This window comes from Roseibium sp. MMSF_3544 (assembly GCF_030732845.1).
GTDB lineage: Bacteria > Pseudomonadota > Alphaproteobacteria > Rhizobiales > Stappiaceae > Roseibium.
On the sequence record NZ_JASHKA010000002.1, the window covers coordinates 238334 to 262739 of the forward strand.

General features: G+C 57.6%; 17 protein-coding genes. 12 read left to right on the forward strand and 5 right to left on the reverse strand.

Annotated elements, in window-relative coordinates; genetic code table 11:
• The first annotated feature begins 50 nt into the window (after nt 1-50).
• The 3 genes from RBB47_RS03770 (at nt 51) to RBB47_RS03780 (ending at nt 4800) form a co-directional block, all read left to right on the forward strand.
• The gene (locus RBB47_RS03770; RefSeq protein WP_305984407.1) at nt 51-2372 is read left to right on the forward strand and encodes a methyl-accepting chemotaxis protein; all 2322 of its coding nucleotides are present in this window, start codon (nt 51-53) and stop codon (nt 2370-2372) included.
• A 106-nt stretch (nt 2373-2478) separates the two neighbouring features.
• On the forward strand, nt 2479-4131 hold the full coding sequence (locus RBB47_RS03775) for a cisplatin damage response ATP-dependent DNA ligase (RefSeq protein ID WP_305984408.1): 1653 nt from the start codon (nt 2479-2481) through the stop codon (nt 4129-4131).
• Between the two features lie 138 nt (nt 4132-4269).
• The gene (locus tag RBB47_RS03780; protein WP_305984409.1) at nt 4270-4800 is read left to right on the forward strand and encodes a hypothetical protein; all 531 of its coding nucleotides are present in this window, start codon (nt 4270-4272) and stop codon (nt 4798-4800) included.
• A gap of 100 nt (nt 4801-4900) precedes the next feature.
• Here the strand turns inward: RBB47_RS03780 and RBB47_RS03785 are convergent, their stop codons facing one another.
• Complete coding sequence (locus RBB47_RS03785; protein ID WP_305984410.1) at nt 4901-5770, reverse strand: thioesterase family protein; 870 nt, start codon at nt 5768-5770, stop codon at nt 4901-4903.
• 470 nt (nt 5771-6240) lie between these two features.
• Here RBB47_RS03785 and RBB47_RS03790 point away from each other — a divergent pair, with 470 nt between their 5' ends.
• Nucleotides 6241-6921, forward strand: a complete 681-nt coding sequence (locus tag RBB47_RS03790; RefSeq protein ID WP_305984411.1) for a response regulator transcription factor — start codon at nt 6241-6243, stop codon at nt 6919-6921.
• 309 nt (nt 6922-7230) lie between these two features.
• Nucleotides 7231-9666: a bifunctional diguanylate cyclase/phosphodiesterase gene (locus RBB47_RS03795; protein WP_305984412.1), complete on the forward strand. Its 2436-nt coding sequence runs from the start codon at nt 7231-7233 to the stop codon at nt 9664-9666.
• Between the two features lie 21 nt (nt 9667-9687).
• Here the strand turns inward: RBB47_RS03795 and RBB47_RS03800 are convergent, their stop codons facing one another.
• Entirely contained in the window at nt 9688-13209 is a 3522-nt protein-coding gene (locus RBB47_RS03800) for a PAS domain-containing hybrid sensor histidine kinase/response regulator (RefSeq protein WP_305984413.1), read from the reverse strand.
• A 244-nt stretch (nt 13210-13453) separates the two neighbouring features.
• Here RBB47_RS03800 and RBB47_RS03805 point away from each other — a divergent pair, with 244 nt between their 5' ends.
• The 6 genes from RBB47_RS03805 (at nt 13454) to RBB47_RS03830 (ending at nt 18783) form a co-directional block, all read left to right on the forward strand.
• On the forward strand, nt 13454-14626 hold the full coding sequence (locus tag RBB47_RS03805; RefSeq protein ID WP_305984414.1) for a pyridoxal phosphate-dependent aminotransferase: 1173 nt from the start codon (nt 13454-13456) through the stop codon (nt 14624-14626).
• Nucleotides 14627-14700: 74 nt separating this feature from the next.
• On the forward strand, nt 14701-15864 hold the full coding sequence (locus RBB47_RS03810) for a nitrogen regulation protein NR(II) (RefSeq protein WP_305984415.1): 1164 nt from the start codon (nt 14701-14703) through the stop codon (nt 15862-15864).
• Nucleotides 15865-15897: 33 nt separating this feature from the next.
• Nucleotides 15898-16515, forward strand: coding sequence for a response regulator transcription factor (locus RBB47_RS03815; RefSeq protein ID WP_305984416.1), 618 nt, complete (start codon nt 15898-15900; stop codon nt 16513-16515).
• A 144-nt stretch (nt 16516-16659) separates the two neighbouring features.
• Entirely contained in the window at nt 16660-17001 is a 342-nt protein-coding gene (locus RBB47_RS03820) for a response regulator (protein WP_305984417.1), read from the forward strand.
• A gap of 278 nt (nt 17002-17279) precedes the next feature.
• Nucleotides 17280-17993, forward strand: coding sequence for a helix-turn-helix domain-containing protein (locus RBB47_RS03825; RefSeq protein ID WP_305984418.1), 714 nt, complete (start codon nt 17280-17282; stop codon nt 17991-17993).
• 190 nt (nt 17994-18183) lie between these two features.
• Entirely contained in the window at nt 18184-18783 is a 600-nt protein-coding gene (locus RBB47_RS03830; protein WP_305984419.1) for a hypothetical protein, read from the forward strand.
• 18 nt (nt 18784-18801) lie between these two features.
• On the opposite strand, the gene hemN is transcribed toward RBB47_RS03830, so the two are convergent.
• Nucleotides 18802-20178 (reverse strand): oxygen-independent coproporphyrinogen III oxidase, encoded by a 1377-nt coding sequence (gene hemN, locus RBB47_RS03835; protein WP_305984420.1) that lies wholly within the window; start codon nt 20176-20178, stop codon nt 18802-18804.
• A gap of 341 nt (nt 20179-20519) precedes the next feature.
• On the opposite strand from hemN, the gene RBB47_RS03840 reads away from it, so the two are divergent.
• Nucleotides 20520-21563, forward strand: a complete 1044-nt coding sequence (locus RBB47_RS03840; protein WP_305984421.1) for an AbrB family transcriptional regulator — start codon at nt 20520-20522, stop codon at nt 21561-21563.
• A 90-nt stretch (nt 21564-21653) separates the two neighbouring features.
• On the opposite strand, the gene RBB47_RS03845 is transcribed toward RBB47_RS03840, so the two are convergent.
• The gene (locus tag RBB47_RS03845; RefSeq protein WP_305984422.1) at nt 21654-23981 is read right to left on the reverse strand and encodes a methyl-accepting chemotaxis protein; all 2328 of its coding nucleotides are present in this window, start codon (nt 23979-23981) and stop codon (nt 21654-21656) included.
• 35 nt (nt 23982-24016) lie between these two features.
• Entirely contained in the window at nt 24017-24385 is a 369-nt protein-coding gene (locus RBB47_RS03850) for a response regulator (RefSeq protein WP_305984423.1), read from the reverse strand.
• Between the last annotated feature and the right edge of the window lie 21 nt (nt 24386-24406).

Consider the following 24406-nt stretch of genomic DNA (forward strand, 5'->3'; position numbering starts at 1 on the left):
AACCGAACCGGAGCTTAGATTCTCCCAATTCTCGTGGTTGGGGGTTCCTAATGTTGAAATCGATTCGCATGCAGATTGCCATGCTGGCGATCGTCCCATTGCTTGCTTATGCGGTCGCAAGTCTGATCGCGTTCAACGAAGCTCTAAATGAAAGTAAAATTGCGTCGGACATCTACCCGACCGCACTGGTTGCGGAAAAGTCCGAAGCGGTATTGCACGAACTTCAAAAGGAGCGCGGCAGGACTGCGGTTCTGCTGGCCTCCGGGTACGGCGACAACGCACGCGACCTGCTTAACAGCCAGAGGCAAGCCACCAACACGGCGCTGGATGATCTGCGCAACACGGTCGCCGAATTCGATGTCAGCAACAAGAAACTTCTCGACGAAGTGCACGCGACAGTCAAAGGCCTGGACGCGGTCGCTGCGCACCGGACTGCAATTGACAATGAAGCTGCGGACGGCAAGAAAAACCTTGCTTTCTATTCCGGGAAGATCCGCGACCTCATTACAATCGTCCAGGCGGCTCAGAACGCCAGTGCTGACCCCGAATATGCCGAGCAGATGACCCCGTTCCTGCTCCTGACAGAAGCGATCGAAGCAGGCGGACTTGAACGCGCGATTGGTGGGCAGCTCTTCACCATCGTCGGCAAAACCGGAGACGTGCCAAACGACCGTTTTCTCGCTTACTTCGACCGGTTGTCGGTTGAAACCGCGTTCCTGAACAATTTCAACAGGGTTGCGACCCCGAAGGAGATGGAAGCATACAAACAGATCGTGTCCGGCCCTGCGGTGGATCAGGTCATGGAATGGCGCAAGGTGTTGCGCTCGCTTCCCGAAACCAAGGACGGGCTGGGCATCGAAGGCTCGGTCTGGTTTGGAAAGGCGACGGAACGGTTGAACTTGATCCGTGAAGCGTCGCTCGGAATGCTCAAGGCTGCGGAAGCACGCGCGCAGGAACTGGCAAGCGCCGCAAACAATCACCTTAATTTTGTGATCGCCGAGACGCTTGGGGTCATCCTCGTCACGATTGCGATCTGTATCTGGCAGCTTCGCAGCGTCAATGGATTGCTGGCAAACCTCACGCATAACCTCGTCCGGATATCCAAGGGTGACGTTGACTTTGCGATGCCCTATGCGGATCGCAGTGACGCCATCGGTGATCTTGCCCGTGCGGGCGGGGTTTTCCAGGAAAACGCCCGTATCCGGCAAACCCTTGAGGGTGAAGCTGCGAAGGAGCGGGATCGCGAACGTATGCGCCAGAACCATGTCGAGACCCTGATCAGCAAGTTCAGGAACCTCATGGAAAGCGTAACTGGCGAAGTCCACGACAAAACCGGGTCCATGACAGATATTGCAGCCCGCGTTCGCTCGATATCGCAGGACGCATCCGGCGCCGCGACACAGGCCCGGGATGCATCTTCTTCCTCGTCGAACAACGTGCAGACCGTGGCCGCTGCAGCCGAAGAAATGTCTGCAGCGATCCAGGAAATCATGAACCAGGCGGACCGGGCGAACGCGGTTATTGACGATGCCACCGGTGTGGCGCACCGCACCGATGCAAATGTTTCAAGCCTCGCCGATGCGGTTGAGAAGATCGGCACGGTCGTGGAGATGATCCGGGCGATTGCGGAGCAAACCAACCTGCTGGCGCTGAACGCAACAATTGAAGCAGCCAGGGCAGGGGAAGCCGGCAAGGGGTTCGCGGTCGTCGCGGCGGAAGTGAAGGAACTTTCGACACAGACTGCGAAGGCAACAGAGGAGATCTCCAGCCAGATTTCTTCCGTTCAGGGCCTCACCAATGAAGCGGTCGACTCCATCCGAAAGATTTCCGGTTCCATCGAGATGATCAGCGAAGTGACCGGTGCAATCACGACAGCGGTTGGCGAACAAAGCGTCGCAACCCAGGAGATTTCTCAGAGCATCACCATGGCCGCGAGCGAGACAAGCAACGCTGTTCAAAGTGCTGAGAGTGTCGATCAGGCAATCCAGACGACTGCAGGCGAGGCCGAAACGGTCGATCGCATTTCCGGGGAAGTCAAGGAAGTCGCGGACAAGATGGCAGAAGGGATCGAGGGCTTCCTTCTGGAAATGACCCAGGATGTCGAGGAACGCCGTCGGGCGTCCCGCAAACAGGAAATGGGGCAGAAGATCAGGCTGATCACCGCCGAAGGCGACGCGATCGTGACCAATCTGGTCAACAGTTCGGAAGGCGGCGTCGGCGTGACGTCCTTTGAAGGCGTCGTCATAGGTATGCACGTGACCTACGAAGACCACGCAGGGGATCGGTTCCCGATGGAAATCAGGTGGGAGAAGGATGGCATCGTCGGGCTTCAGTACCGCGCGGAAGACAATTTGAGCTACGCGGCAGCCTAATTCACTGAGGTATAAAGAAAACAAAGGCGGCTCGGCGCAGGTTTGCTGAGACGCAAATTTCCGGGAAAGACTTGCCCCACGGGTCTTTCCCGGTATTTTTTTGCCAATGCGCGCATTCTCAGCATTGTTGGATAGGCTTTCACTGGAACCCCGGCGCCTCGCCAAGGAAGCGCTGCTGGTGCGCTATTTCAGGGAAACACCCGACCCGGACCGAGGTTACGCCCTGGCGGCGCTCACAGGTGGTCTCAGCTTCAAGAATGCCAAACCAGCGGTTCTGAGGGCGCTGATCAGCGACAAAACGGATCCGCAGCTGTTCTCGCTGTCTTATGATTTTGTCGGCGATCTGTCCGAGACGATCGCCTTGATGTGGCCCACTCCTGAGGGCCTGGACGCCGATCGACCTGGTGAGGAGTTGGCGCTTTCCGAAGTCGTAACCGCACTTGATCTTGCCGGCAAATCCGATGTGCACCGGCTTCTGACCGACTGGCTCGACAGGCTCGACGAAACCGGAAGGTGGGCACTTCTCAAGCTGGTCACCGGTGGATTGCGTGTCGGTGTTTCCGCGCGGCTTGCCAAGACGTCACTTGCCCGCCTTGGTGAGCTTGAGGTTGCGCAGGTGGAAGAGGTCTGGCACGGATTGGCTCCGCCATATGAAGACCTCTTCGCCTGGGCGGAAGGGAAGGCGGAACGACCCGACAACAAGGACCCGGCGCCATTCCGGCCAGTCATGCTTGCGCATCCTCTGGACGAGGATCGGGATCCCGCAGGTCTGGCAGCGGCCGACTTTGCGGTCGAGTGGAAATGGGACGGCATTCGGGTTCAGGCGTCTGCCGGAGGGACATCCAGTGGTGAAATCGTCCGCCGCCTTTACAGCCGGACAGGCGAGGATATCTCCAGGTCTTTTCCCGACATAGTTGACGTATTGGATTTCGATGCGTGCATCGACGGGGAATTGCTGGTCGTAAGTGACGGAAAAATCAGGCCGTTTTCCGACCTTCAAAAGCGTCTCAATCGCAAGAGCGCCGGCCCCAAGCTGCAGAAAGACTATCCGGCGGCCATCAGGGCCTATGACCTTCTTCACCTCAAGGATGAGGATTTGCGGGAGTTGCCGTTTTCCGAGCGGCGCAAACGGTTGGAAGCCTTTATTGAATCGCTCTCCAACCCGCGCATCGAATTGTCTCCCATGGTCGCGGTGAGTGACTGGGAGGCAATCGCGGCCGCAAGATCCGACCCGCAACCACATCTTGAGGACGGCAATGCGGAGGCCGTTGAAGGCTTGATGCTCAAACGCTGGGATTCCGTATATGTCAGCGGACGCCCGAGAGGATTGTGGTTCAAGTGGAAAAGGGAACCGTTTCTCGTTGATGCGGTTCTCATGTACGCCCAGCGAGGACACGGGAAACGGTCCTCGTTTTATTCCGACTACACCTTTGGCGTCTGGCGTCAGACGGAAGCGGGCGAGGAGCTCGTTCCGGTCGGAAAGGCCTATTTCGGATTTACCGACGAAGAACTGCGGGAAATTGACAGGTTTGTGCGCAACAACACCATCAATCGCTATGGTCCGGTCCGCGAAGTCACGCACAACAAGGACATTGGGCTCGTGCTTGAGATCGCTTTCGAAGGCCTGAACCGCTCCGGTCGCCATAAATCGGGCGTCGCCATGCGGTTTCCGAGGATCTCGAGACTGCGTTGGGACAAACCGTCAGCGGAGGCGGACCGTATTGAAACACTCGAGGCATTACTCCCCGCCAGCGAATAACCCGACTGGTGCCATATGGGCAATCGGTTCGCGCAAATGCGATTGGTCGTGCTTTGGCCATGGAATTGTGGCATTCAGATCCTGCAAGGCTTCGCGGCGTGACTGGCGAAGTCTTGGTCCGGAATTCGGAGAGATCCAATGACAATGCGCAAGACGACTTTTCTTTCGTTCCTGGCAGCTGGTGCGGCAGTGTTCCTGTTTGCAGCGACTGCGCATGCCGGGTTGAAGATCGTAACTGAAGATGCGGACGCCGTGACCGAGGGACAGCCGGACCGGTTTTCTCTGGTTGAGGCGGATGGCGACATTCTCCGGGTCGACAAGCAAAACGGCACCGTGTCGATTTGCAGAAAGCAGAACAGTTCCTGGCGATGCAATCCGGTACCACTGGCTGAAGAAGCCTACCTTGCCGAAATCAACGAACTGGCATCAGAAGTCGACCGACTGAAGGCGCGCCTTGAGCAGATTGAGGGCGACGACCCCGACGCATCGCCTCAAGCGCCGGGATCGGTCTTGAAACGGCCCGAATCCGGAAGCGGAAATGAAACATCAAGATGGACCGAGGAAGACGAAGAATTCGAGCGTGTGCTCTCGTTCACCGAAAGCGCCATGCGGCGGTTCTTCGGCATGGTTCGTGATCTGCAAAAGGATTTCGACGGCGAGGGCAACTAGAGCCCTTCCGGAATAAAGGGCGTCACTCGGTTGCTGCTGATCAAGTCTTACGAAAAGTGCCTTGCGCGGGGCGACAATCCGCGTCGCAGCGCTTTGCGGCTCAGTCGATCAGCATTTTTGAAATACCGGCGTGAGCGTCTTCCGGCAGACGGACCGCCTTGCGGGTCGACAAGTTCATCGTCAGAGCAACAACATCCAGGGTCGCTGCAAGCCGGGACGTGCGGCTTTCGAACAAATGATGCCGCATGGTGAACGTGCTGGGCCCGACGCTGGTGAAACCTGTTGCGACCACGACTGCATCACCGGATTTAAGAGGTGTTGCCCAGGTCAGTTTCATTTCGGCGGCAACGCGGCCGAACCCGTTTTCTGTCAGGTAGGCATGGTCCATCGGCGTGCGCTGCCAGACATGCGGAACACCGTCGGTGCAGCACGACAGGGCATATTGGTCGTCCGCCCTGCCGTCGGGTCCTATGTCGCGTGGCAAAACGGTTCCCCGATAACAAATCTCTGCGCCTTGTGACAAAAGGCCGGAAAGGGAGGTACGCAGACCAGCGGGTCCCGACTGAATGCCGCGCGGAGCGGCTTCAGAAATCATGGGCGTTTGAAACTCTTTGAAGCGCTGACGCAAGGGTTTGGCCGAATTCGGGCTGGGCTCGTATCCGTCAAGGGCCGTTGCGGCCAGGGTTCCGGTGGTTCCGTCCCGCATTTCGTGAACAACGGTCAGCATATGCGGGCCGTCAAAGGCAACGCTGGAATGCACGGTGATGAGATCACCGGTCCGAAGTTCCTTGTGGTAGCGAACATGACGAACGCGCCGGGCACCGACGAGGGTTTCGCCCAGACCAGACATCAGCCGAAACTGGCGATCGGCTTCCTCGAAGCGGCTGAAATAAAACTGAACGTTTAGATGATCGTTTTCGTCGCATTCCCAGCGATTCACAAATGAAAATAGAGTGGCTTTAATGGTCATTCTGTAAATTCGTATGCTCAGTGATTAATTAGTTTTTGAAAAGTCGTTCAAGTTTATTAGTTGCTCTCTTTTGAAAGATTATCAATAAGAAATGCAGTCTGTGGAAAAAATTGTTTTGCTGGCGGCCGGATTATTAACACAAGAACTGACACCGCTGCGGAAGTTTGAAATTAAACTGGTAGTTGCACTGCGTCACAAGAGATCTATTGCAGCGTTCTATTGCGCGAGATGCCGCTTGATACAATGAAATACCGTTTTTGAAGCGCGCAGTGGGGCTGCAAGTCGTGCATATGTGGAGCAAAAGCATTGTTTGACTTGCGTGCAACCCATGATGCAAACATACTTCGAAGAGGCCGCAATGCGAACCGAGAAGCCAAAAACAAGTCTGGAAGCGCATACGACGAACGGAGCGCTCGGCATGGCCGGGTTGGCAAGGCGGGAAAAATGACCGTTGAGGGAGGAAAAGCAACGTGTCGTCGACTTCGTATCGATTCATAATCGCAGATGATCACCCCCTGTTTCGAGGAGCGCTCCGTCAGACACTGGAATCGCAGTATCCCGAGGCGTCCATCGAAGAGGCGGGAGCTCTCGAAGACGTCACGGCACGCCTGGAGCAGGATGGCGACGCGGACCTGATCCTTCTTGACCTGACCATGCCGGGGATGCGGGGTTTCTCGGGCTTGATGTATCTGCGCGCGCAATATGCCGGCGTTCCCGTTGTTGTCGTTTCGGCCAATGAGGAGCCGCAGGCGATCCGGCGCGCGATAGAGTTCGGCGCATCCGGTTTCATACCCAAGTCGCACGGCATCGAAGTTATCCGCCAGGCGATCTCCGAAGTCATGTCGGGCAACATGTGGACCCCGCCTGATGTCGATCTGAAAGCCGATGACGGCAGCGACGACCTTGTACAGCGCCTGTCGACACTGACACCGCAGCAGGTTCGGGTTCTCATGATGTTGTCCGAAGGTTTGCTGAACAAGCAGATCGCCTATGAGCTGTCTGTGTCGGAGGCGACCGTGAAGGCGCACGTTTCAGCGATTTTGCAAAAACTCGGTGTCGAAAGCCGTACACAGGCCGTTATCGCAGCGTCCAAGATCGAAGCCGGGCAATGGCAGCTTGGGGGCGAGGAGCAGGAAGCAGCCGGCGCCTGACGTCGGTGCGTGAGCTATCAAACTGACTTCTGACAAGGCGGCTGGAGTGCTTGGACACTCCGGCCGTTTTGTTTTTTCATCCGGCTGATGCGGCAGGACCGAGTTTGTTAAGGTAAACGGAAATTAGCTCTAAATTCTTTAAATGTTTCAGAAAATTCCAAAAATCCGCGAAGCCTCTTTACCGGAATTTCAGGGAATGGTTGTAGCACTGTGACTGATTGAGCTGTGGCGCACACAGTAAAGAGTAGCAGATGCGGAGACGAGATGCGGCCCGGCGCCAATTGGAGACTGATCCTAAAGACGATCTTTATGGCGTTTGTGTCACCGGGGGCCCGTCTAAAGTCTGCGGCAGCGGAGGCGCGCGAGCAATCCAGCTCCAGTCCGGATAGGGCCCTGCTGCTTGCCTTCGGGCATCCCGTTGTCGAGCAGTATCTCGCCTGCAGGGTTCGGGCGGCCCAGATCTCGAGCATTGCCCGTCTCACGCCACTCACCGTTCTGGCGAATATCGTCAACGCAATTGTCGTAACACCGGTTCTGGCGCAGGAGCTTCCTGCCCCCTACGTGGTTGCGTGGCTGTGCGCAGTCGTTAGCCTCATGGCAGTGACGACGGTCAAGTGGCTGCTTTCGAAACGCTCGCCGATTGAACTGGCCTCCCGTGGAGCACTGTCCGCTGCCGTACGCCATGCAACCATATTGAGCGCGCTTTGGGCAGTCGTTCCGATTGCGGCCTTTGCCAGTGGTAACCTGAACGCGATCTGGATTGCCTCCTGCGTCACGACGGGCATGATCTGCGGCGGCGGCTTTGCACTTGCGACGGTGCCGCAGGCAGCGTTTCGCTGGGTAGCCATTCTCTACGCAGCTGCCGTCACCGCACTTGTGATCGACCAAAGCGTGATGATGTGGCCGCTCCTGTTCCTGCTGACAAGCTACGCCTTTATCGTCGTCGGCAGCACCACAGCTGCGGGCTGGCTGTTCACATCGCACTTTCTTGCCGAAGCCGAGCTTGAGCAGCGCGGTGAGTTGATCGCACTCCTCTTGAACGAATTCGAGGAGACGTCGAGTGACTGGATCTGGGAAACCGACAGCACCGGGAATTTCCGCAATGTCTCCGACCGGTTCCTGCACGCGAGCGGGCGCAATCGGGCGCAGCTGGAATCGATGCGCATGGTTGACCTTGCCTACTCGCTTGACAATGACCAGGCACGGCGAGCCGTCTACGCGCTGGAAAAGTCGATTGATCTGCAAAAGTCCTTCCGCGACGCCGTTATCGGGCTGACCGTCAACGAGGAGGAACGGTGGTGGTCATTGTCGGCAAAACCGGTTTATGACGATCACGGGTCTCTGGCCGGTTACCGCGGTGTGGCGTCCGACATCACCGAAACCCGCCGCGCCAGCGAGCTGGTTTCGCATCTTGCCGAACACGATTCACTGACCGGTATCGGCAACAGGAGCTGGTTCCTGAAAGAGGCGGAGAGCCTGCTTGCGGATCAGGTCAGGTCCGGACAGAACACCCTGACACTGTTTCTGATCGACCTCGACAATTTCAAGGTCGTCAACGACACCAGCGGCCACCCGGCGGGCGACGAACTGTTGAAGCAGGTGGCTGCCAGGTTCACGGCGCTCAGCGAGGGCAGGACTGTGTTGGCGCGGTTCGGCGGTGACGAATTTGCGGCGCTGGGAAGCTTTGTTAGCGATCAGGCCGCCGGTGCGTTTGCCGAAGAACTTGTCAATGTGACCCGAAAGCCTTTCAGGATTGGCAGACGTGACTTTGCAATTGGCGCGACCGTCGGCTTTACGCGCCTGCGCGACAAGGGCGACACCGTCGACGACCTGATGCGCAAGTCGGATATTGCACTTTATAAGGCCAAGGAAAGCGGGCGTGGCCGTGCGCTTGCATTCGAAAGCGACATGGAGCGCGAGGTGCGTGAACGCCGCGAGTTGGAAGCGGACTTGCGCGAGGCTTTCGAGTACGGAAAGCTGAGCGTCGAATTCCAGCCGATCGTAAATGCGCGGTCCGGTAAGGTCGTCTCAAGCGAAGTATTGGTCCGCTGGTTCCACCCGACGCGCGGTGAAGTCACCCCGGACACGTTCATTCCGATCGCGGAACAGGCCGGCCTCATTCTGCAACTTGGAAACTGGGTCTTGAGAAAGGCTTGCACAGCAGCCGCACAGTGTCCCGAGTTGGAGAGCGTTGCGGTCAACCTGTCACCGGTTCAGTTCATAGACCCGAACCTTGTCGGGCACATCGAAACCGTGCTCGATGAGACCGGATTTCCCCCTGAGCGTCTGGTTCTCGAAATCACCGAATCCGTGTTTTTGCGCGACTTCGGTTCGGCGCCGGAGAAACTGGCGAAATTGCGGGACCTGGGCATCAAGATTTCGCTCGACGACTTTGGCACGGGCTATTCGTCACTGTCCTATCTGCGCCAGTACAAATTCGACAAGATCAAAATCGACAAGTCCTTCGTGGATGAAATCGGTGAACGAAGCGACGGTCTTGCCATCATCTCTGCTGTGATCGCCCTTGCGCACAATCTCGGACTGGAGGTCACCGCCGAGGGGGTCGAGCGCCAGTTCCAGGTCGATGCGCTGCGCACACTGGGCTGCGATACTCTACAGGGCTATTTCTTCGGAAAACCGCACCCCAATCCGATGAAGATCACGCAAGTCAGAACCGATGAGTGGCAGGGCGAGGTTTCCGGCACGCCGCCGCAAGACACCCAGGCACTTTCCTCCACATCCTGAGCGCGGGCGCTTCCATCCGCCTTATTCTGCCGCCTGTCCTGCGTGACAACGGGCCAATTGCGCGCGCAATGCGGCGGGTTTGACCGGCTTGTTGAAGAACGCAATATCCTTCTCGCTGGCTTCTGCCCGCACGGGGCGGCTGCGATCGGCGGTGATCAGTATCGCTGGAAGATGGCCGCCAAACTTCCATCTCAGCTTGATGATCGCTTCGATCCCCGTGCCGTTGTCCAGGTGATAGTCGGCCAGGATCACGTCCGGCGTTAGCCCCGCCTTGTTCAACAGCGCCGCAGCTTCCTGATCGTCCGCGGCGGTGACCACCGTGCAATTCCAATTGGTCAACAGATGGCGCATGCCGCTGAGAATATCGGGTTCATTGTCAATGGCCACGACGCACAGGCCATCCAGATTGCCAACGGAAGCCGGCGCCTGCTTTGTCGGTATGGCATCGGGCATTGAGGCGGAGCGCGGCAATTCGACCGAGAAGCAGGAGCCCTTGTTGGCCTCCGAACGAAGATCCACCGGATGGTCGAGTACGTGGCTGATGCGTTCGACGATCGACAGGCCAAGCCCGAGACCTTTGGCAACGCGCATACCGTCGTCGAGCCTGTGAAACTCATGAAAGATGGCTTTTTGCTTGCTCTTTGGAATGCCCATCCCGGTGTCGTAGACCTCGACGAGGATACGGTTTCCACGCCGCCGGCAGCCGACCAGCACCTTGCCCTTCTGGGTATATTTCAGCGCGTTTGAGACAAGGTTCTGCAAGAGCCTGCGCAGCAGCCTGCGATCGGTCCGCACCGAGACCGACGTCGGCACAATTCTGAGCTCCAGCCCCTTTTCCTGGGCGACCGGTTGGAAATCGAGCGCTAGACCGCGCAAGAGTTCGTCGAGGCGAAACACTGTCGGTTCCGGTTTCAAGGCGCCGGTGTCAAGGCGGGAAATATCGAGGACGGCCCCGATAATGTCTTCGACAGACTCAAGGGCCGATTCCACGTTACGGACGAGATCGCCGTCATCGCTGGCCTTCAGCTTGTCGACCAGAACGGACGAGTAGAGGCGGGCGGCATTGAGAGGCTGCAGAATGTCGTGTCCTGCTGCGGCCAGAAACCGTGTCTTGCCCAAATTGGCTTCTTCGGCTTCGCGCGTCGCTTCGACAAGGCGTTCGTTGACATGGGTGAGCTCTTCCGTGCGTTCACGCACGCGCCGCTCCAGCGTTTCGTTCGCACGCGCAAGTGCTTCTTCGGCCAGAACACGCTCGGTGATGTCGGTATAGGTTGTCACGATGCCGCCATCGGGCATCGGGCTGATGCGGACTTCAAAGACTGTGCCGTTGGATGCCAGTTTTTCCTGGAAGGTTTCCTGAACAATAACGAGCTTTTCGAGCCGGTCTGCGACGATTGCTTCGACAGGTCCTGGCCCGTGTTCGCCGCGCTCTGCGTTGAAACGCAAAATGGCATCGAGTGTCGTGCCCACCTGACCATACTCGGCCGGAAGTCCCAGGAGGTCGCGGAACTGTCGGTTCCAGCAGATCAGCCGCAGGTCCCGGTCGAACACACCGATGCCCTGACGGACCTGATTGAGCGCCGTTTGCAGCAGATCCCTGTTGTACTGGATCGCGATGGACGCATCGTCGAGAAGCTTCACCGCGCCTTTGGTTGACGGGTCGTGCCGCTTCAGCATCAGGGTCAGGACGAGGCGGGAAGAGGCTGCGCCGATGGCGCTGGCCAGCAGCTGTTCGGAAAACCGCAGCAGATTGGCATCGGCTAGCGTGTTCGGATCTAGAGAGATCCCCCTTTCGCCTGCAAATCTGCTGAACGAGCGCTCCGTGCGCTCCTCGCCGAGATAGCGCGCAACCGTCGACTGGAGGTCGCCTGCCGTTACCGACGTCCGCCAGTATCGCAGGCTCGGAGCAGGGGTGAATTCTGCAGGCACGAACACATTGGCCTGCAGCGTTTCGGCCGGAAGCGGCTTTCGCAAAAAGGAACAACCGACAAAAAGAAGGACATTGACCGTAAGGCTCCAGAGCGTCCCGTGGATGAAGGGATCAATGTCTATGCCGAAGAGCGATTGCGGATTGAGGAACCCGATGCCGAAGGGCCCGGTTGTCAGGAAGCCGACGGAAATCAGCCCCGATTGCGCAAAGGTTGGCAACAAAAGCGTATAGGCCCAAAACAAGAAACCGCCGCTCAGGCCGGCGAGCGCGCCGAGCGAGGTTGCCCGGCGCCAGAACAGCGCGCCGATGAATGCCGGCGCAAATTGCGCGATCGCGGCGAAGGACAAGAGCCCGATGGACACCAGCGCCGCAGTGTCGCCGGCGGCCTTGTAATAAGCGTACGCCAGCAGAAGGATTGCGAAAATCGCAAGACGGCGGATCGTCAGCAGAAGGCGGCTCATGTCCTGCCCGCCGGTATTGACCAGCTCTGCTTCGCTGTGCCGGCGCAGCAACAGCGGGACGACGATGTCGTTGGAGATCATGATTGCGAGCGCAACGGTCGCGACGATGACCATGGCGGTCGCCGCCGATAGCCCGCCGATGAAGACAAACAGGGCTAGCCAATCCAGCCCGGCATCGATCGGCAGGGCCAGAACATAGGTATCAGGATTGATATCCTGCCCGAACCGCAGCATCCCGGCCGCCGCGATCGGGATCACGAACAGGTTGATGAGGACGAGATAGAGCGGGAACAGCCACGTGGCGCATTTGAGTTCCTCGTCGGAATTGTTTTCCGTAACCGTCACGTGGAACTGTCGCGGCAACATCAATACGGCAAAAGCGGACAACACCGAGAGGATCATCCAGTTGCTCACATTGATGGGCTGCTCGAAAATCTGGGCAACCTCGGGAGCTTCGGAGATTGCCCGGACGAGGTCGAACGGACCGCTGAAAAGCCAGTAGGTTACCCAGATGCCGACCGCGAGGAACGCCAGAAGCTTGACGATCGCCTCCGTCGCGATTGCAAGCATGAGGCCTTCCTGGTGTTCGGTCGCATCAATGTGCCGCGTGCCGAATGCCCAGCTGAATATGGCCATGCCAAGGGCGATGAGAAGCGTGAGGTCGTTGAAGAACGGTGCAAAGGAAAACCCTTGGGACATAAGCGGTCCGACCATCGTGGTCACCGAAAACGACACCGCCTTGAGCTGAAGAGCGATATAGGGGATCACGCCGATGACGGCGATGATGGTTGCGAGGGCCGCGACGGATTGGCTCTTTCCGTACCGCGCACCGATAAAGTCGGCGATCGACGTGATGCTCTCGGTTTTCGATATCTGGATGATCCGGCGAAGCAGCGGATATCCGAGCGCGAACACCAGAAGGGGCCCGATATAAATCGTCAGGAACTCCGCGCCATTCCGGGTGGCGTTGCCGACCGAACCGAAAAAGGTCCACGACGTGCAATAGACGGAAAGCGACAGAGCGTAGATGAACGGGCGCCCGCCTGCACGTGAAGACGTACGGCGCTTCATGCGGTCGCCATAGCTGGCAATGGCAAAGAGCAGCAGGATATAGGCCGTTGCGGCCAATATCACGATCCATCCATGCAGCATCTTTTGGTTTACCGTCCTCCCGACCGGTGTTGCAGCTGTCTGTCCCGCTGCGTTGCTTGATCGGAGCACAGCCGCGGCGATCTGTCCATTCGTCTTGCGACCAAGGCCTCGTGCTGATTATGGACCGGTTTGCAATGGGTTGGAACCGATCAACGTCCGTGAAGTCTTGTTCACATGGTTTCATGAAACATTTCAGTCCAAACACGCTAACTTGCGCTCGAATGTCATTGAGGGGAAACAAGAGTTGTCCGACCTGATTCAGCGATTGAGCAAGGGCGCAAGAAACACGCCTGAAAGCGGCATAGTCGAACTGGTCAACGCCGGAAGGCATCACGAATCCCTGATCCCATTGTGGGCAGGAGAGGGTGACCTTCCGACACCTGACTTTATCAACAGGGCGGTAAAGGACTCGCTGGATCGGGGGGAGACCTTCTACACCTACCAGCGTGGTATCCCGGAGCTGCGCGAAGCCTTGGCAGACTACCACCAGGCAGTTTTCAACCGCTCCTTTTCACCTGAGCGGTTTTTTGTCACCGGGTCGGGAATGCAGGCGATTCAGCTTGCTGTTCAGGCTGTTGTTGATCCGGGGCGCGACGTCATTACGCCATCACCCTCATGGCCAAACATCGTGGCTGCGATCGAAATCCACGGCGCGCGGAGCGTTCCCGTCAAGCTGTGCGAAAGCAATGCCGGCTGGAGCCTGGACATCGAGGATATCGAAGCTGCGATCACATCGAACACGGCCGCGCTGTTCTTGAATTCACCGAGCAATCCAACCGGGTGGGTCGCCTCCGAAGATCTTCTGAAGGAATATCTGGAACTTGCCCGCAAACATCACCTTTGGATCATCGCCGACGAGATTTACGCACTCTACTACTATGGCGAGGGCCGGCGGGCGCCATCATTTTACGACCTTTTTGAAGAAGACGATCGCATCATCTTCGTCAATTCCATGTCCAAGAACTGGGCCATGACCGGGTGGCGGGTCGGCTGGATCTCTGCGCCGCCGGCTGTCGGTCAAGTTATTGAAAATCTTGTACAGTATTCGACGTCGGGCGTGCCTGCTTTCCTGCAGTGGGGAGCGGTGGCTGCGCTTACCGAGGGCGAGTCGTTTCTGGCGTCCCAGATTGAGCGCGCACGAGAAGGTAGAGACATCGTTCTGAACGGACTGCAAGAGATCGACCGGGTCAACGTGGTGCCGCCTGACGGCGCTTTTTACCTGTTCTTCTGCATCGACGGCGTCGCGGATACTAGAAGGTTCGCGCTTGACCTTGTTCGCCAGACCGGTGTCGGTCTTGCGCCGGGCACGGCGTTCGGCCCAGGAGGCGAGAAATTTCTCCGCCTCTGCTACGCCCGTGACCCGGCTCAGCTGGAAGACGCGGTGCGGCGAATTAGCGCTTGGCTTCCAGAGATTTAGGCATATGACGGGTTGCTGGTCTACGTGAAACCCCTTAAACCTTGAATGGACGTGATTTCCATTTGGGTGCCTTAATGGCGGACGACAGTGTAATTGATCGTGAAGCGGAAACGGCCGCTGTTTCAGAGGCCCGCCTTGCGAGCGTGTTCGACACGGCGGTAGACGGCATCATCGTCATCAACGAGCGTGGCCTGGTCCTGGCTTACAACAAGGCCTGTGAGGACCTGTTCGGCTACGAGGCGGCCGACCTGCTAGGCCGGAACGTCCATAAGATCATGCCGCAAGAATACGCCCGCGAGCATGACACCTACGTCAAAAACTATATCGACACGGGCGAGAAAAAGATTATCGGGATCGGTCGGGAAGTGCGCGCACGGCACAAGGACGGAACCGAGTTCCCCATCGAGCTGTCCGTCGGCGAAGCCGATACGCCTTACGGGCGCCAGTTCATCGGCATTCTAAGAGACCTGCGTTCGCGAAAGCAGATCGAGGACCGACTTGCAAAGGCCCAGGCGCAACTTCTGCACATGACACGGCTGAGCGCACTCGATGAAATGGGTGCGGCCATCGCGCATGAGCTCAATCAACCTTTGACCGCAGTGCTCCTTTACCTGCAATCCGTGTCGCGCAAGGCCAAAACGGACGAGTCGATGGATCCGTTGATCCTGTCGGTCATCGAAAAGGCTGTCCGAGAGGCGGAACGGGCCGGTGACATCATCCAGCGCATGCGGCAGCTGGTGGAAAAAAAGGCACCGGCACGGCAGACGGTCGATGTCGATGAACTCGTCAAGTCCTGTCTGGAACTTGCACAACTCGGCAGTGGCGAAAATCAGGCTTATGTGTTCGCAAATGTCGAACCCGGATTGCCACCGCTGCAGGCCGATCCGGTTCAGATACGTCAGGTACTGGTAAACTTGTTGCGGAACGCACGCGAAGCCGTCGCCGAGCAGCATCAAAAACATGTGTCTTTGTCGGTGCGTCTGAATGACGATACGCTTGAATTCAGGGTTCAGGACAATGGGCCAGGTGTGCCTCCCGAAGTCGTTGAAGGTCTTTTCCGGGCCTTTACCGGGGCAAAACACAAAGGCGTCGGTCTCGGACTGGCGATTTCGCGGTCAATCGCTCAAAACCATGGTGGCGATTTGAAGTTGGAAACGTCGCCGGCGGGTAGCGGCGCATCGTTTCTGTTAACGTTGCCGGTTCATCCGAGAGAAGAATTGCCGGATGAAGCCACGTGACGTACAGGAAGTGAAGACATTTTTGGGGACGGAATGACAATGGAACCAGACGCAGAGGCCGTTTATATCGTCGATGATGACCCTGCGGTGCGCGACGCGCTGTCCGTCCTGTTCAACATGGAGGGATATGTCGTTGAAACGTTCTCCGACGGCGACACCTTCATTGATTCCGCGAGCAAGTCCGTTCCGGCCTGCGTCATGCTTGATGTCCACATGCCCGGACGTTCCGGGATCGAAATCCTGAAGGCACTGAATGCTGAGAATTACCCGGCTCCGATTTTCATCATTTCCGGGCAGGGTGATATTCCGATGGCTGTTGAAGCCATTCGCAATGGCGCGTTTGACTTCATCGAGAAGCCTTTTTCAGCTGAATCCGTTCTTGAGCGGGTGAAAGACGCCGTAACCGCCATGAAACAGCGGCAGGAAGTCGATACCACCCAGACTTTTCAGGGCGCAGAGCTGCTCACCCGCCGGGAGCTGGAAGTCCTGAAGGAAATCACGGATGGTGCTTCCAACAAGGAAGCCGGACGAACGCTCGGAATCAGCCCACGCACGGTGGAAGTCCACCGAGCCCGCATCATGGAAAAACTTGGTGCCCGGAATGCGGCCGATCTGGTCCGGATCGTGCTCGGTCATCCCGCTTCGGGATGACACACGCAAATCTACTTAGCTTTGGGAAGTGAATTGTCCGCAATATGCCTTAGGGCGTATTTCTGCGTACATTCGTCGCACTGTTTCTGGCGTATGTATAGACGGTGATCCGGCAATCTCGCCGGCACACCGGGAACCGATTGCGTGGTTGTTCACATCGTAGAGGATGACGAAGCCGTTGCCGATGCGCTCGCCGTGGCGCTGGAGCAGCTGGACCATCATCCCCGGATTTACCTCGATGGCGAAACATTCTTGGCCGAAGCGAAGCTCTCGGCCGGCCACTGGGTCATTGTCGACCTTGGTCTCCCCGGCGTGAGCGGAGCGCAAATTGTCAAGGAACTGAAGAGCTTGCCGATACCGCCAAGGATTATCGTCATCTCTGGAAAGTCACGCGTCAAGATCCTCCGGCAGACCCGCGAACTGCATGACCTGCCCGTTTTGCGAAAGCCCTTGTCCCTGGAGATGCTGACGGCGGCGATGGCCTGAGGTTGGTGCTCTTTAGCTTTCGCTTGCACGCCATCCCTACGACTTTTGTCGCGTGCGTCGTTTCAGCTCATATGTAGTTTCTCTTACGCAGTCGACCGAATTTCTTCAACGGATTCCTGGTTCTAGAGTCAGGCTTACAAGTTGCAAACGTCGGACGGGACGCTTTGGCAACCTGGGGCAATCCTTGTTTTCTCATGTCGACCATCGGTCGATCGGGTCATTCACAACAGGGACTGCCATTAGCCTAATCGGTGCGGTAGCGCATTTAGGAGGGGAAGATGGCGTATTTCGAAGCAAGTGTTACAGGTCAGGGCTCCGGCGCAAGGACGGGCGGCGCAGCACTATGCGCTCCGGTCAAAGCAAGCTTCTCCGAATTCGGCGGCAAAACGTCTGAATACGAGACACATGCCGTCGTTTACTACGAAGGTGACGACGCAAAACGTCTTTATGAGCTCGTTCGCGGCTCGCTGATGCTTTATAAACTCCTCCCTGACGGACGCCGCCAGGTCGTGGAAGTCCTTCGTCCCGGTGACATTTTTGGCTTGGCCAACGGTAATGAACACGACTGCACGGCGGAAACACTGACGGATTCGGTCGTTCAGGAAATCGACTTGAGGCAAGTCGAGCGCTCCGACGAGCTGCAAAGAACCCTGACAAAGTGCCTGACCAACCAGATGCGTGTTCTTCACGAGCATGCGGTTCTCCTGGGCCGTAAATCGGCGGTCGAGCGCGTCGCCAGCTTTTTCATGCATCTTGTTCCAGACCGCGGCGGTCTGGGCTGCACCGGTCCGCAGGATGAAGAGAACGACAGCTTTGATCTGCAGCTTCACATGACGCGGCAGGAAATCGCCGACTATCTCGGTCTCACCATTGAAACCGTCAGCCGTGTGGTTTCGGATCTGAAGCGCCGCGGGGTTATTCGTGTAGACAAGGCCGATAAGATCCATCTCAATCGGATCTGCAGCTTGTGCCAGATGACCGGTATGCACTGAACCGAAAACATTGATCTATCGAAAGGCTGCGCATCGTTCGCAGCCTTTTTGTTCCAGGTGCGCGACACGAACAAAGAAACGGAAATTAAATCATGTTCTCAAGTACCGGGTTCGATCCGGTCGCGCGGGAACTTGTATTTAGGGCTCATTCTCTAGAATGCGTTCGGTTTCGTGAAAATCGGATGTCGTCGTGATGAAGATAGAGTCGCTTCGTTTTGTCGAGGTGCCGGTGCCCGATGGCGGCGCGCACAAGCAGTACAATGTCCACGCGAATGAACAAACTTTTGTTCGTTGCGACCTTTCCAAGAGGACGATTGCCAAGCCGGTCGAGATTGTAAATGTCCTGGATTCGACCAGCCGAACGCTTTCCCCCGAACGCAAAATCCTCAACAGGCGCTGGCAGCTCTCCGGGCAGGAGGAGCGGGAGAACGGCAATGTGGCCGCGACCGGAACGGAAGGGTGGCTTGCGAGCGATGTTCTTGAGAATGAGCTTTTCCGGGTTTTGGATCCGCGCAAACTGACAACGAAAACACTTGAAACCGTAATGGGGTCCTGGCCGGACAGTTATGCGCTCGTTTCCAAAGAGGCCTGCATTGGTGTCGTAAGGCGTGCCTTGCGTCCGGGAGAGGAGGAACCTCGGACAAGGCTGCAGAAGTTCAAGGGGCTTTTGAAGCCGCGCGACTGGTGCCTGGAATTAGAAAGGCCATTCACGTCACAAGAAGCCTACCTGGCGATCGCGTCGGTGCTGCTATTGATCGAGGTTACGGTACGTGGCGCGCGCGCAGGCTGATCGTTGTGCCAGCTGTCGCTAGACCGCTGCGGAATGCCTTGCCTTGCCGCTTGCCTGACTTTCCGCAAGATAGGCGTCAAAAGCCGCAGCCGCGAGCCGGACATAAGGACGGCCACTGTCAGTCACGGAAACCGTTACGTCGTCATCGGTGCCGAAATCGAGTTTCACCAACCCGTCTGTCACCAGATCCTCCAAGGCATCAAAGGCACCACCAAGGTCCTGAACGGACAGTCCGTGCCCTTTGCAGACCGGTGTAAGGTCGCAGGCATAGTTGGTCATCAGTTCCTCGATGATCTGGCCGCGCATCCTGTCATCCGAAGAAAGCGCCAGTCCCTTGGAAACCGGCAACTCGCCCGACAGGATGCTGCGCCGCCAGCTGCCTACATCGGGCATGTTCTGGATGTAGCCATTGGACAACTTGCCGATGGAAGACACACCGAAACCAATGAGTTGTTCGCCCTGATCGGTTGTATAGCCCTGGAAATTCCGTTTCAGCGAGCCGTCAGCAAGCGCAATGGCCATGCTGTCATCCGAACGTGCAAAGTGATCGAGGCCGATTGCAACGTAGCCGGCATCCAGCAGCTCGGCTCTGGCCAGATCGGCCAGCTCGAGCCGTTCGGCGGCTGAGGGTAGTGTCGATTCGTCGATCAGTCGCTGGTGTTTGCGCATCCATGGTACATGCGCGTAACCGAAGAGCGCGATCCGTCCGGGCGCAAGTGACAACGTCTTGTCCACTGTGTCCAGGATCGTTTCGCGCGACTGTCCGGGCAAGCCGTACATGAGATCGAAATTCAGGGCATCAAGACCGGCTGACCTGAGAAACCGTGAGGCGTTTGCAACGATCTCGAAGGGCTGAACCCGCCCGATTGCTTCCTGAACATTCGGATCGAAGTCCTGAACGCCGAGGCTTGCCCGGTTGATGCCGATCAGTGCAAGAGTTTCCGCGAGCTCCTCGGTGACCAGTCTCGGGTCCAGCTCGATGGCGTGCTCCAGATCCTTGGCGAAATCGAAGTGGACGCGCATCAGACCGGTCAGGTCAATGAGGCTCTGACGCGGCAAAAGACTGGGTGTACCGCCACCCCAGTGGATGTGACGCACCGGTCCGGCAGACTCCAGATGGTCGGCGACAAGACTGATTTCCTGTCCGAGCGTCGTTGCGTAGGTCTTCAGCGGCGCATCCTGGCGCGTTGCCTTGGTATGGCAACCGCAATAATGGCAAAGCTCCCGGCAGTAGGGCACATGCAGATAGAGTGACAGGCTGTCATCCGGCTTGATCGCTTCGAGCCAGTCTGCATACGTCCTGGCCGTCACGCCGCCGTGGAAGTGCGGTGCTGTCGGGTAGCTGGTGTAGCGCGGCACGTTGCGCAGTGCATATGAAAGCGGATCTTTTGTCATGGCGGCATCTTTCCGGCAATTGCGATCCGGAGCTTTGACATCGCTCAAGTTCGCGGGACGGAAATCGACGAATTGCTTCAATTGACGGAAAAAATTCGGGTCTGAGAGCAAACACGCACGCTACCAGCGTGTTTCACTCTCTGCCGCGCGCGTGTCACGGATCTGTGCTAATTGTTGGCGTGGATTTTTGAAGAGCTGCCATCGTGGTGCCGGTCCTGGCTTCCCTCGTTCGGGATCGACTGAAAAGCATTTATGTTGATCTATGCAATCAACCATGACGGCAACGATCAACAATAGTACGGAGTGGTTCTGAATTCTCCAACAGACGCCAGACGGACCTCATGAACTCTGCCTTCCTCAGCACGACCGCCACACGACTGCCATTGACGATCCTGATCGCCGTGGTGGGAGGTGGCGTGTTTTATCTGCTGAACCTGCCGGCGGCCTGGCTTTCTGGTGCGATGGTTTTTGTGGCGGTTGCCACGCTGGCGGGCGTCCCTACGATCTTGCCCAATCCGCTGCGTGACGCGCTCTTCGTCGTCATCGGCGTCTCCATGGGAGCAGGTGTGCGCCCGGATGTCGTGGAACGTATGGGTGACTGGCCGGTCTCCATGGCGTTGATGCTGATTGTCGTTGTCTGCGTGACGCTTGCCGGATACGTGGTCCTGCATTTTGGGGCGAAATGGTCCAAGGAAACGGCTTTTTTCGGCGCTATTCCCGGAGCATTGTCTTATGTGATCGCCCTGGCGACAGACCGGGGCGCTGACCTTCCCAGGATCGCATCCAGCCAGTCGCTGAGACTTTTCGTGCTGGTTGCCATTTTGCCCTTCGCGGTCGTATCCACCAGCGGAACGCTGGACGGTGAGGGTGGTGTCGTGCAGGTCTCCAGCCTGTTCGAGATAGCAATCGGGCTGCCTTTGTGTCTCCTGGCGAGCCTTGTGGCGTTGAAGGTGAGAGTCCCCGGAGGCTTGATGACCGGTTCATTCTTCATGAGTGCCGGCCTCAACGCGTCCGGCGCGTGGACACTTGTCCTGCCGGCCTACATGGTCATCCCGTGCTTTATCCTGATGGGCGCGATGATCGGTTGCCGTTTCGCCAACATGACTTTCCGCCAGTTCATGAGCGTGCTCGGCGCGTCCGTTGCCGCCTTCAGCGCCGCTTTCCTGATGTCGATTCTGGGTGCATGGATCGTGTCTTCGTTGATGGATATTCCCTTCGGCCAGGCGCTGTTGGCTTACGCGCCAGGCGGTCTTGAAGTCATGACGCTGCTGGCTTTCATGCTCGATCTCGACCCGGCCTTCGTTGCCGCTCATCAGATTGCAAGGTTCACCGGCATGGTGCTGCTACTGCCGATGATCACCGCGCTCGTGCTGGGACGACGGTAAGCGTAGACTTGGCTGGCTTTTGGAAGCGGGACCGCGCAAAAAAAGACGCCGGAGATGTCTCCGGCGCCCCTTATAATCGTCAAACTTGGCTCAGGCAGCCGCTGAGAGGTTCATCTGCTCAAGTTTGATCCTGAGATCTGCAATGTGATCCAGATTGAGCGGGAATTGCAGGGTCGTGCTGTTGCCTTCCGTCATCGCGACGCGTGCCTCGATCGGATTTGAAAGCTGCTCGCAGACGAAGACGACACGTGTACCGGGGTCAAGATCGATCTTGGCATCGATCGTGCAATTGGCGGAGGAAATCCTCGTCGTTGTCGTTGCGACCTGATTGCCGTTGACTTCAAGAGTGGCCGGCCAGTTCACATCGTAGATCCGGTAGGTTTCGTCATCGCCGCGATTGCCGATAGCGTCCAGGAACGTTTCCACCTCATCGCCAAGCAGAACCGCCTCGTCATAGACAACCGAACTGCCGTCTTTCACCATCTTGGAGGAATTGGCGGTATCCTCCGAATTCTGGCGCATCATCGAAACGCTGTCTCGCACACGCGCCGCGCTGCTGGAAACCGTCTCCATGCTGCGGGCGATTTCAGAGGTTGCGCTTTCCTGCTGGGTAACAGAGGAGGCGATGCTGGTCGCGACATCGTTGATCTCGCGGACCGTGCCGTAGATCTCGCCGATCGACTGTTCCGCGCTCTGGGCCGTGCGCTGAACCGCACCGACCTGGTTGCTGATCTCGCCGGTTGCCCGGGAGGTCTGTGCCGCCAGTTCCTTGACTTCGGAGGCTACGACGGCGAAACCCTTGCCGGCTTCACCGGCGCGCGCCGCCTCGATCGTCGCGTTGAGCGCAAGCAGGTTTGTCTGGTCGGCGATTTCGCGGATCAGGTCGACGACGCTCGTGATCTGATCGGACGCGGTGACCAGTTCGGTGAAGTTGGACTTGGTTTCCTCCGCGCGGTCTGAAGCGCGAGCGGCGATTTCCGCGGAGTGATCGGCATTGCGCCGGATCTCCTGAATGGAGGAAATCAGTTCTTCCGCCGCCGAGGAAACGGTCGCCACCATCGAGGACGTGTCACTGGCTTCCTTGTCGAGCACGGTTGCCTGGTTCGTCGAGTTCTCGGACGTTTCTGTCAAGGTGACAGCTGTCTCGGACATTTCGGTCGAGGAATGCGACATGCGCTGGAAAATGCCGCGAATGGTATTGCCGAAGATGCCGATCATCTGATCCAACTCGTCGCGTCGCCGGTTGGTCGTTTCGCGGTTTCTCTCCTGCTCCTCGCGCATCCGCTGGCGTTCGACAAGGCCGTCGCGGAAAATGATCACCGACTCGGTCATCTCCGCCACTTCATCCCTGCCGCGTGGAGGTAGTATTTCGGTCTCGAGCCGATTCTGCGAAAGATCCTTCATCGTGCCGGACAGGTTGACAATCGGACGGCTGATCATGCGCCCCAGGAAGAAGGCGGCTGTCAGCCCGAGGATGACACCCAGCGCCGTGCCGATCACCGAAAACAGGATCGCATTGCTGGTCTGCGCGTGAACGAGCTTTTCGATCTTGTGCTCCGCATCGATCGCATACTGCTTGATGGCGGCAAGGTCGTCGGCGACGATCTTCGCCTCGGCGAACATCACGTCATGTTCCAGGTGCCGGATGTCCGTTTCGAGCGTCCGGAACTCGTTGAGAGCGCTTACATAGACCTCAATCTGTTTAAGGGCATCGTCGACCAGTTGCTTGTCCTCGCCATCAAGCTTTGCCATGGCGTCGCTGGTCAGGTCCTTCTTGACCCTGTCGATCTCCGAAAGCGCATAATCGAGTTCGCTTTCCATTCCTGAATAGATGAACCGGTTCGCGTGGTCCCGGGCGATCAGAAGGTGGATCATGGCGTCCGTGACAAGCTCGACAGTCTCAGACGGCTTGCCGTTCTTTGAGTCCTGTTCCTGTTTGTGCTTGAAGACCGTCACAATCTCGTATTGGAGCTTGTCGCCGGCCTTGTGCAGGCTGTTATCGACAATGTCCTTTTGCAGCGCGCGCTCATGGGCGACCTTCTGGAAGTTCTTCCAGTAGATTTCAACGTGCTTTCGAGCGTCTACGAGCGGTTCGATCTCTTCCGGCACGTGCAGCTTCTTGATCTTTTCGTCAATCAGCTGAAGCACATTCGTGTGGGCGGCATCGACTGCCTGAAGCTTGTCATCCGACGAATTCTCGACGTACTCGATCGCCTTGATCTCCATGTGGGAGAAGGCTTGGGTGATGTCTGTCGCCGCGGCAAGCGCGTTGCCATGTTCAGTGAATTCAGTGAACTCCTGATCAAGCGTTCGGAACATCAGGGCGGATTTCCCGCCCAGAAAGAGCATCACGACAAGTAATGCACCAAAGGCGAGCAGAAGCTTCTGCGTCAGTCGCATATTGTAAAACCAGGCCACGAATTTCCCCTCCGAAAGCGTGGATGAATAGATGCTCAGTTCGAGGTGAGGTTGCTCACGGTCTCGATCAGGAGCTCATTGGTGAATGGCTTTTTCAGAACTGCATCGGCGCGCGAAGCCGACAGGGTCAAGGCGTCGTCCGCCGGAATACCCGACCCTCCGCCCGACATTGCAACCACTTTCGGGCCCGTCGGCGCGGACTTGAGTGCGAACACGACATCGGTGCCGTCGGAAGCGGGCATCATGATGTCGGTGATGATTAGGTCGAAGCGCTTTTTCGAGGCGATCTCGAGCCCCTTGTTGCCGTCGTCCGTCTCCACAACGTCGTGCCCGGCCCTGCGCAGCGTTGCTGCAATGGCATGGCGAACCGGCTTCATATCGTCAATCAGTAGAATTTGGCACATTGGTCCGTCTCTCCCAGATGT

What these genes read in the sequence shown, in the direction of transcription:
- RBB47_RS03825 (WP_305984418.1), top strand. Translation starts at nt 17,280, where the DNA reads ATGGCGTATTTCGAAGCAAGTGTTACAGGTCAGGGCTCCGGCGCAAGG.
- RBB47_RS03785 (WP_305984410.1), bottom strand. Translation starts at nt 5,770, where the DNA reads ATGACCATTAAAGCCACTCTATTTTCATTTGTGAATCGCTGGGAATGC.
- RBB47_RS03810 (WP_305984415.1), top strand. Translation starts at nt 14,701, where the DNA reads ATGGCGGACGACAGTGTAATTGATCGTGAAGCGGAAACGGCCGCTGTT.
- RBB47_RS03780 (WP_305984409.1), top strand. Translation starts at nt 4,270, where the DNA reads ATGACAATGCGCAAGACGACTTTTCTTTCGTTCCTGGCAGCTGGTGCG.
- RBB47_RS03850 (WP_305984423.1), bottom strand. Translation starts at nt 24,385, where the DNA reads ATGTGCCAAATTCTACTGATTGACGATATGAAGCCGGTTCGCCATGCC.
- RBB47_RS03770 (WP_305984407.1), top strand. Translation starts at nt 51, where the DNA reads ATGTTGAAATCGATTCGCATGCAGATTGCCATGCTGGCGATCGTCCCA.
- RBB47_RS03795 (WP_305984412.1), top strand. Translation starts at nt 7,231, where the DNA reads ATGGCGTTTGTGTCACCGGGGGCCCGTCTAAAGTCTGCGGCAGCGGAG.
- RBB47_RS03775 (WP_305984408.1), top strand. Translation starts at nt 2,479, where the DNA reads ATGCGCGCATTCTCAGCATTGTTGGATAGGCTTTCACTGGAACCCCGG.
- RBB47_RS03840 (WP_305984421.1), top strand. Translation starts at nt 20,520, where the DNA reads ATGAACTCTGCCTTCCTCAGCACGACCGCCACACGACTGCCATTGACG.
- hemN (WP_305984420.1), bottom strand. Translation starts at nt 20,178, where the DNA reads ATGACAAAAGATCCGCTTTCATATGCACTGCGCAACGTGCCGCGCTAC.
- RBB47_RS03815 (WP_305984416.1), top strand. Translation starts at nt 15,898, where the DNA reads ATGACAATGGAACCAGACGCAGAGGCCGTTTATATCGTCGATGATGAC.
- RBB47_RS03800 (WP_305984413.1), bottom strand. Translation starts at nt 13,209, where the DNA reads ATGCTGCATGGATGGATCGTGATATTGGCCGCAACGGCCTATATCCTG.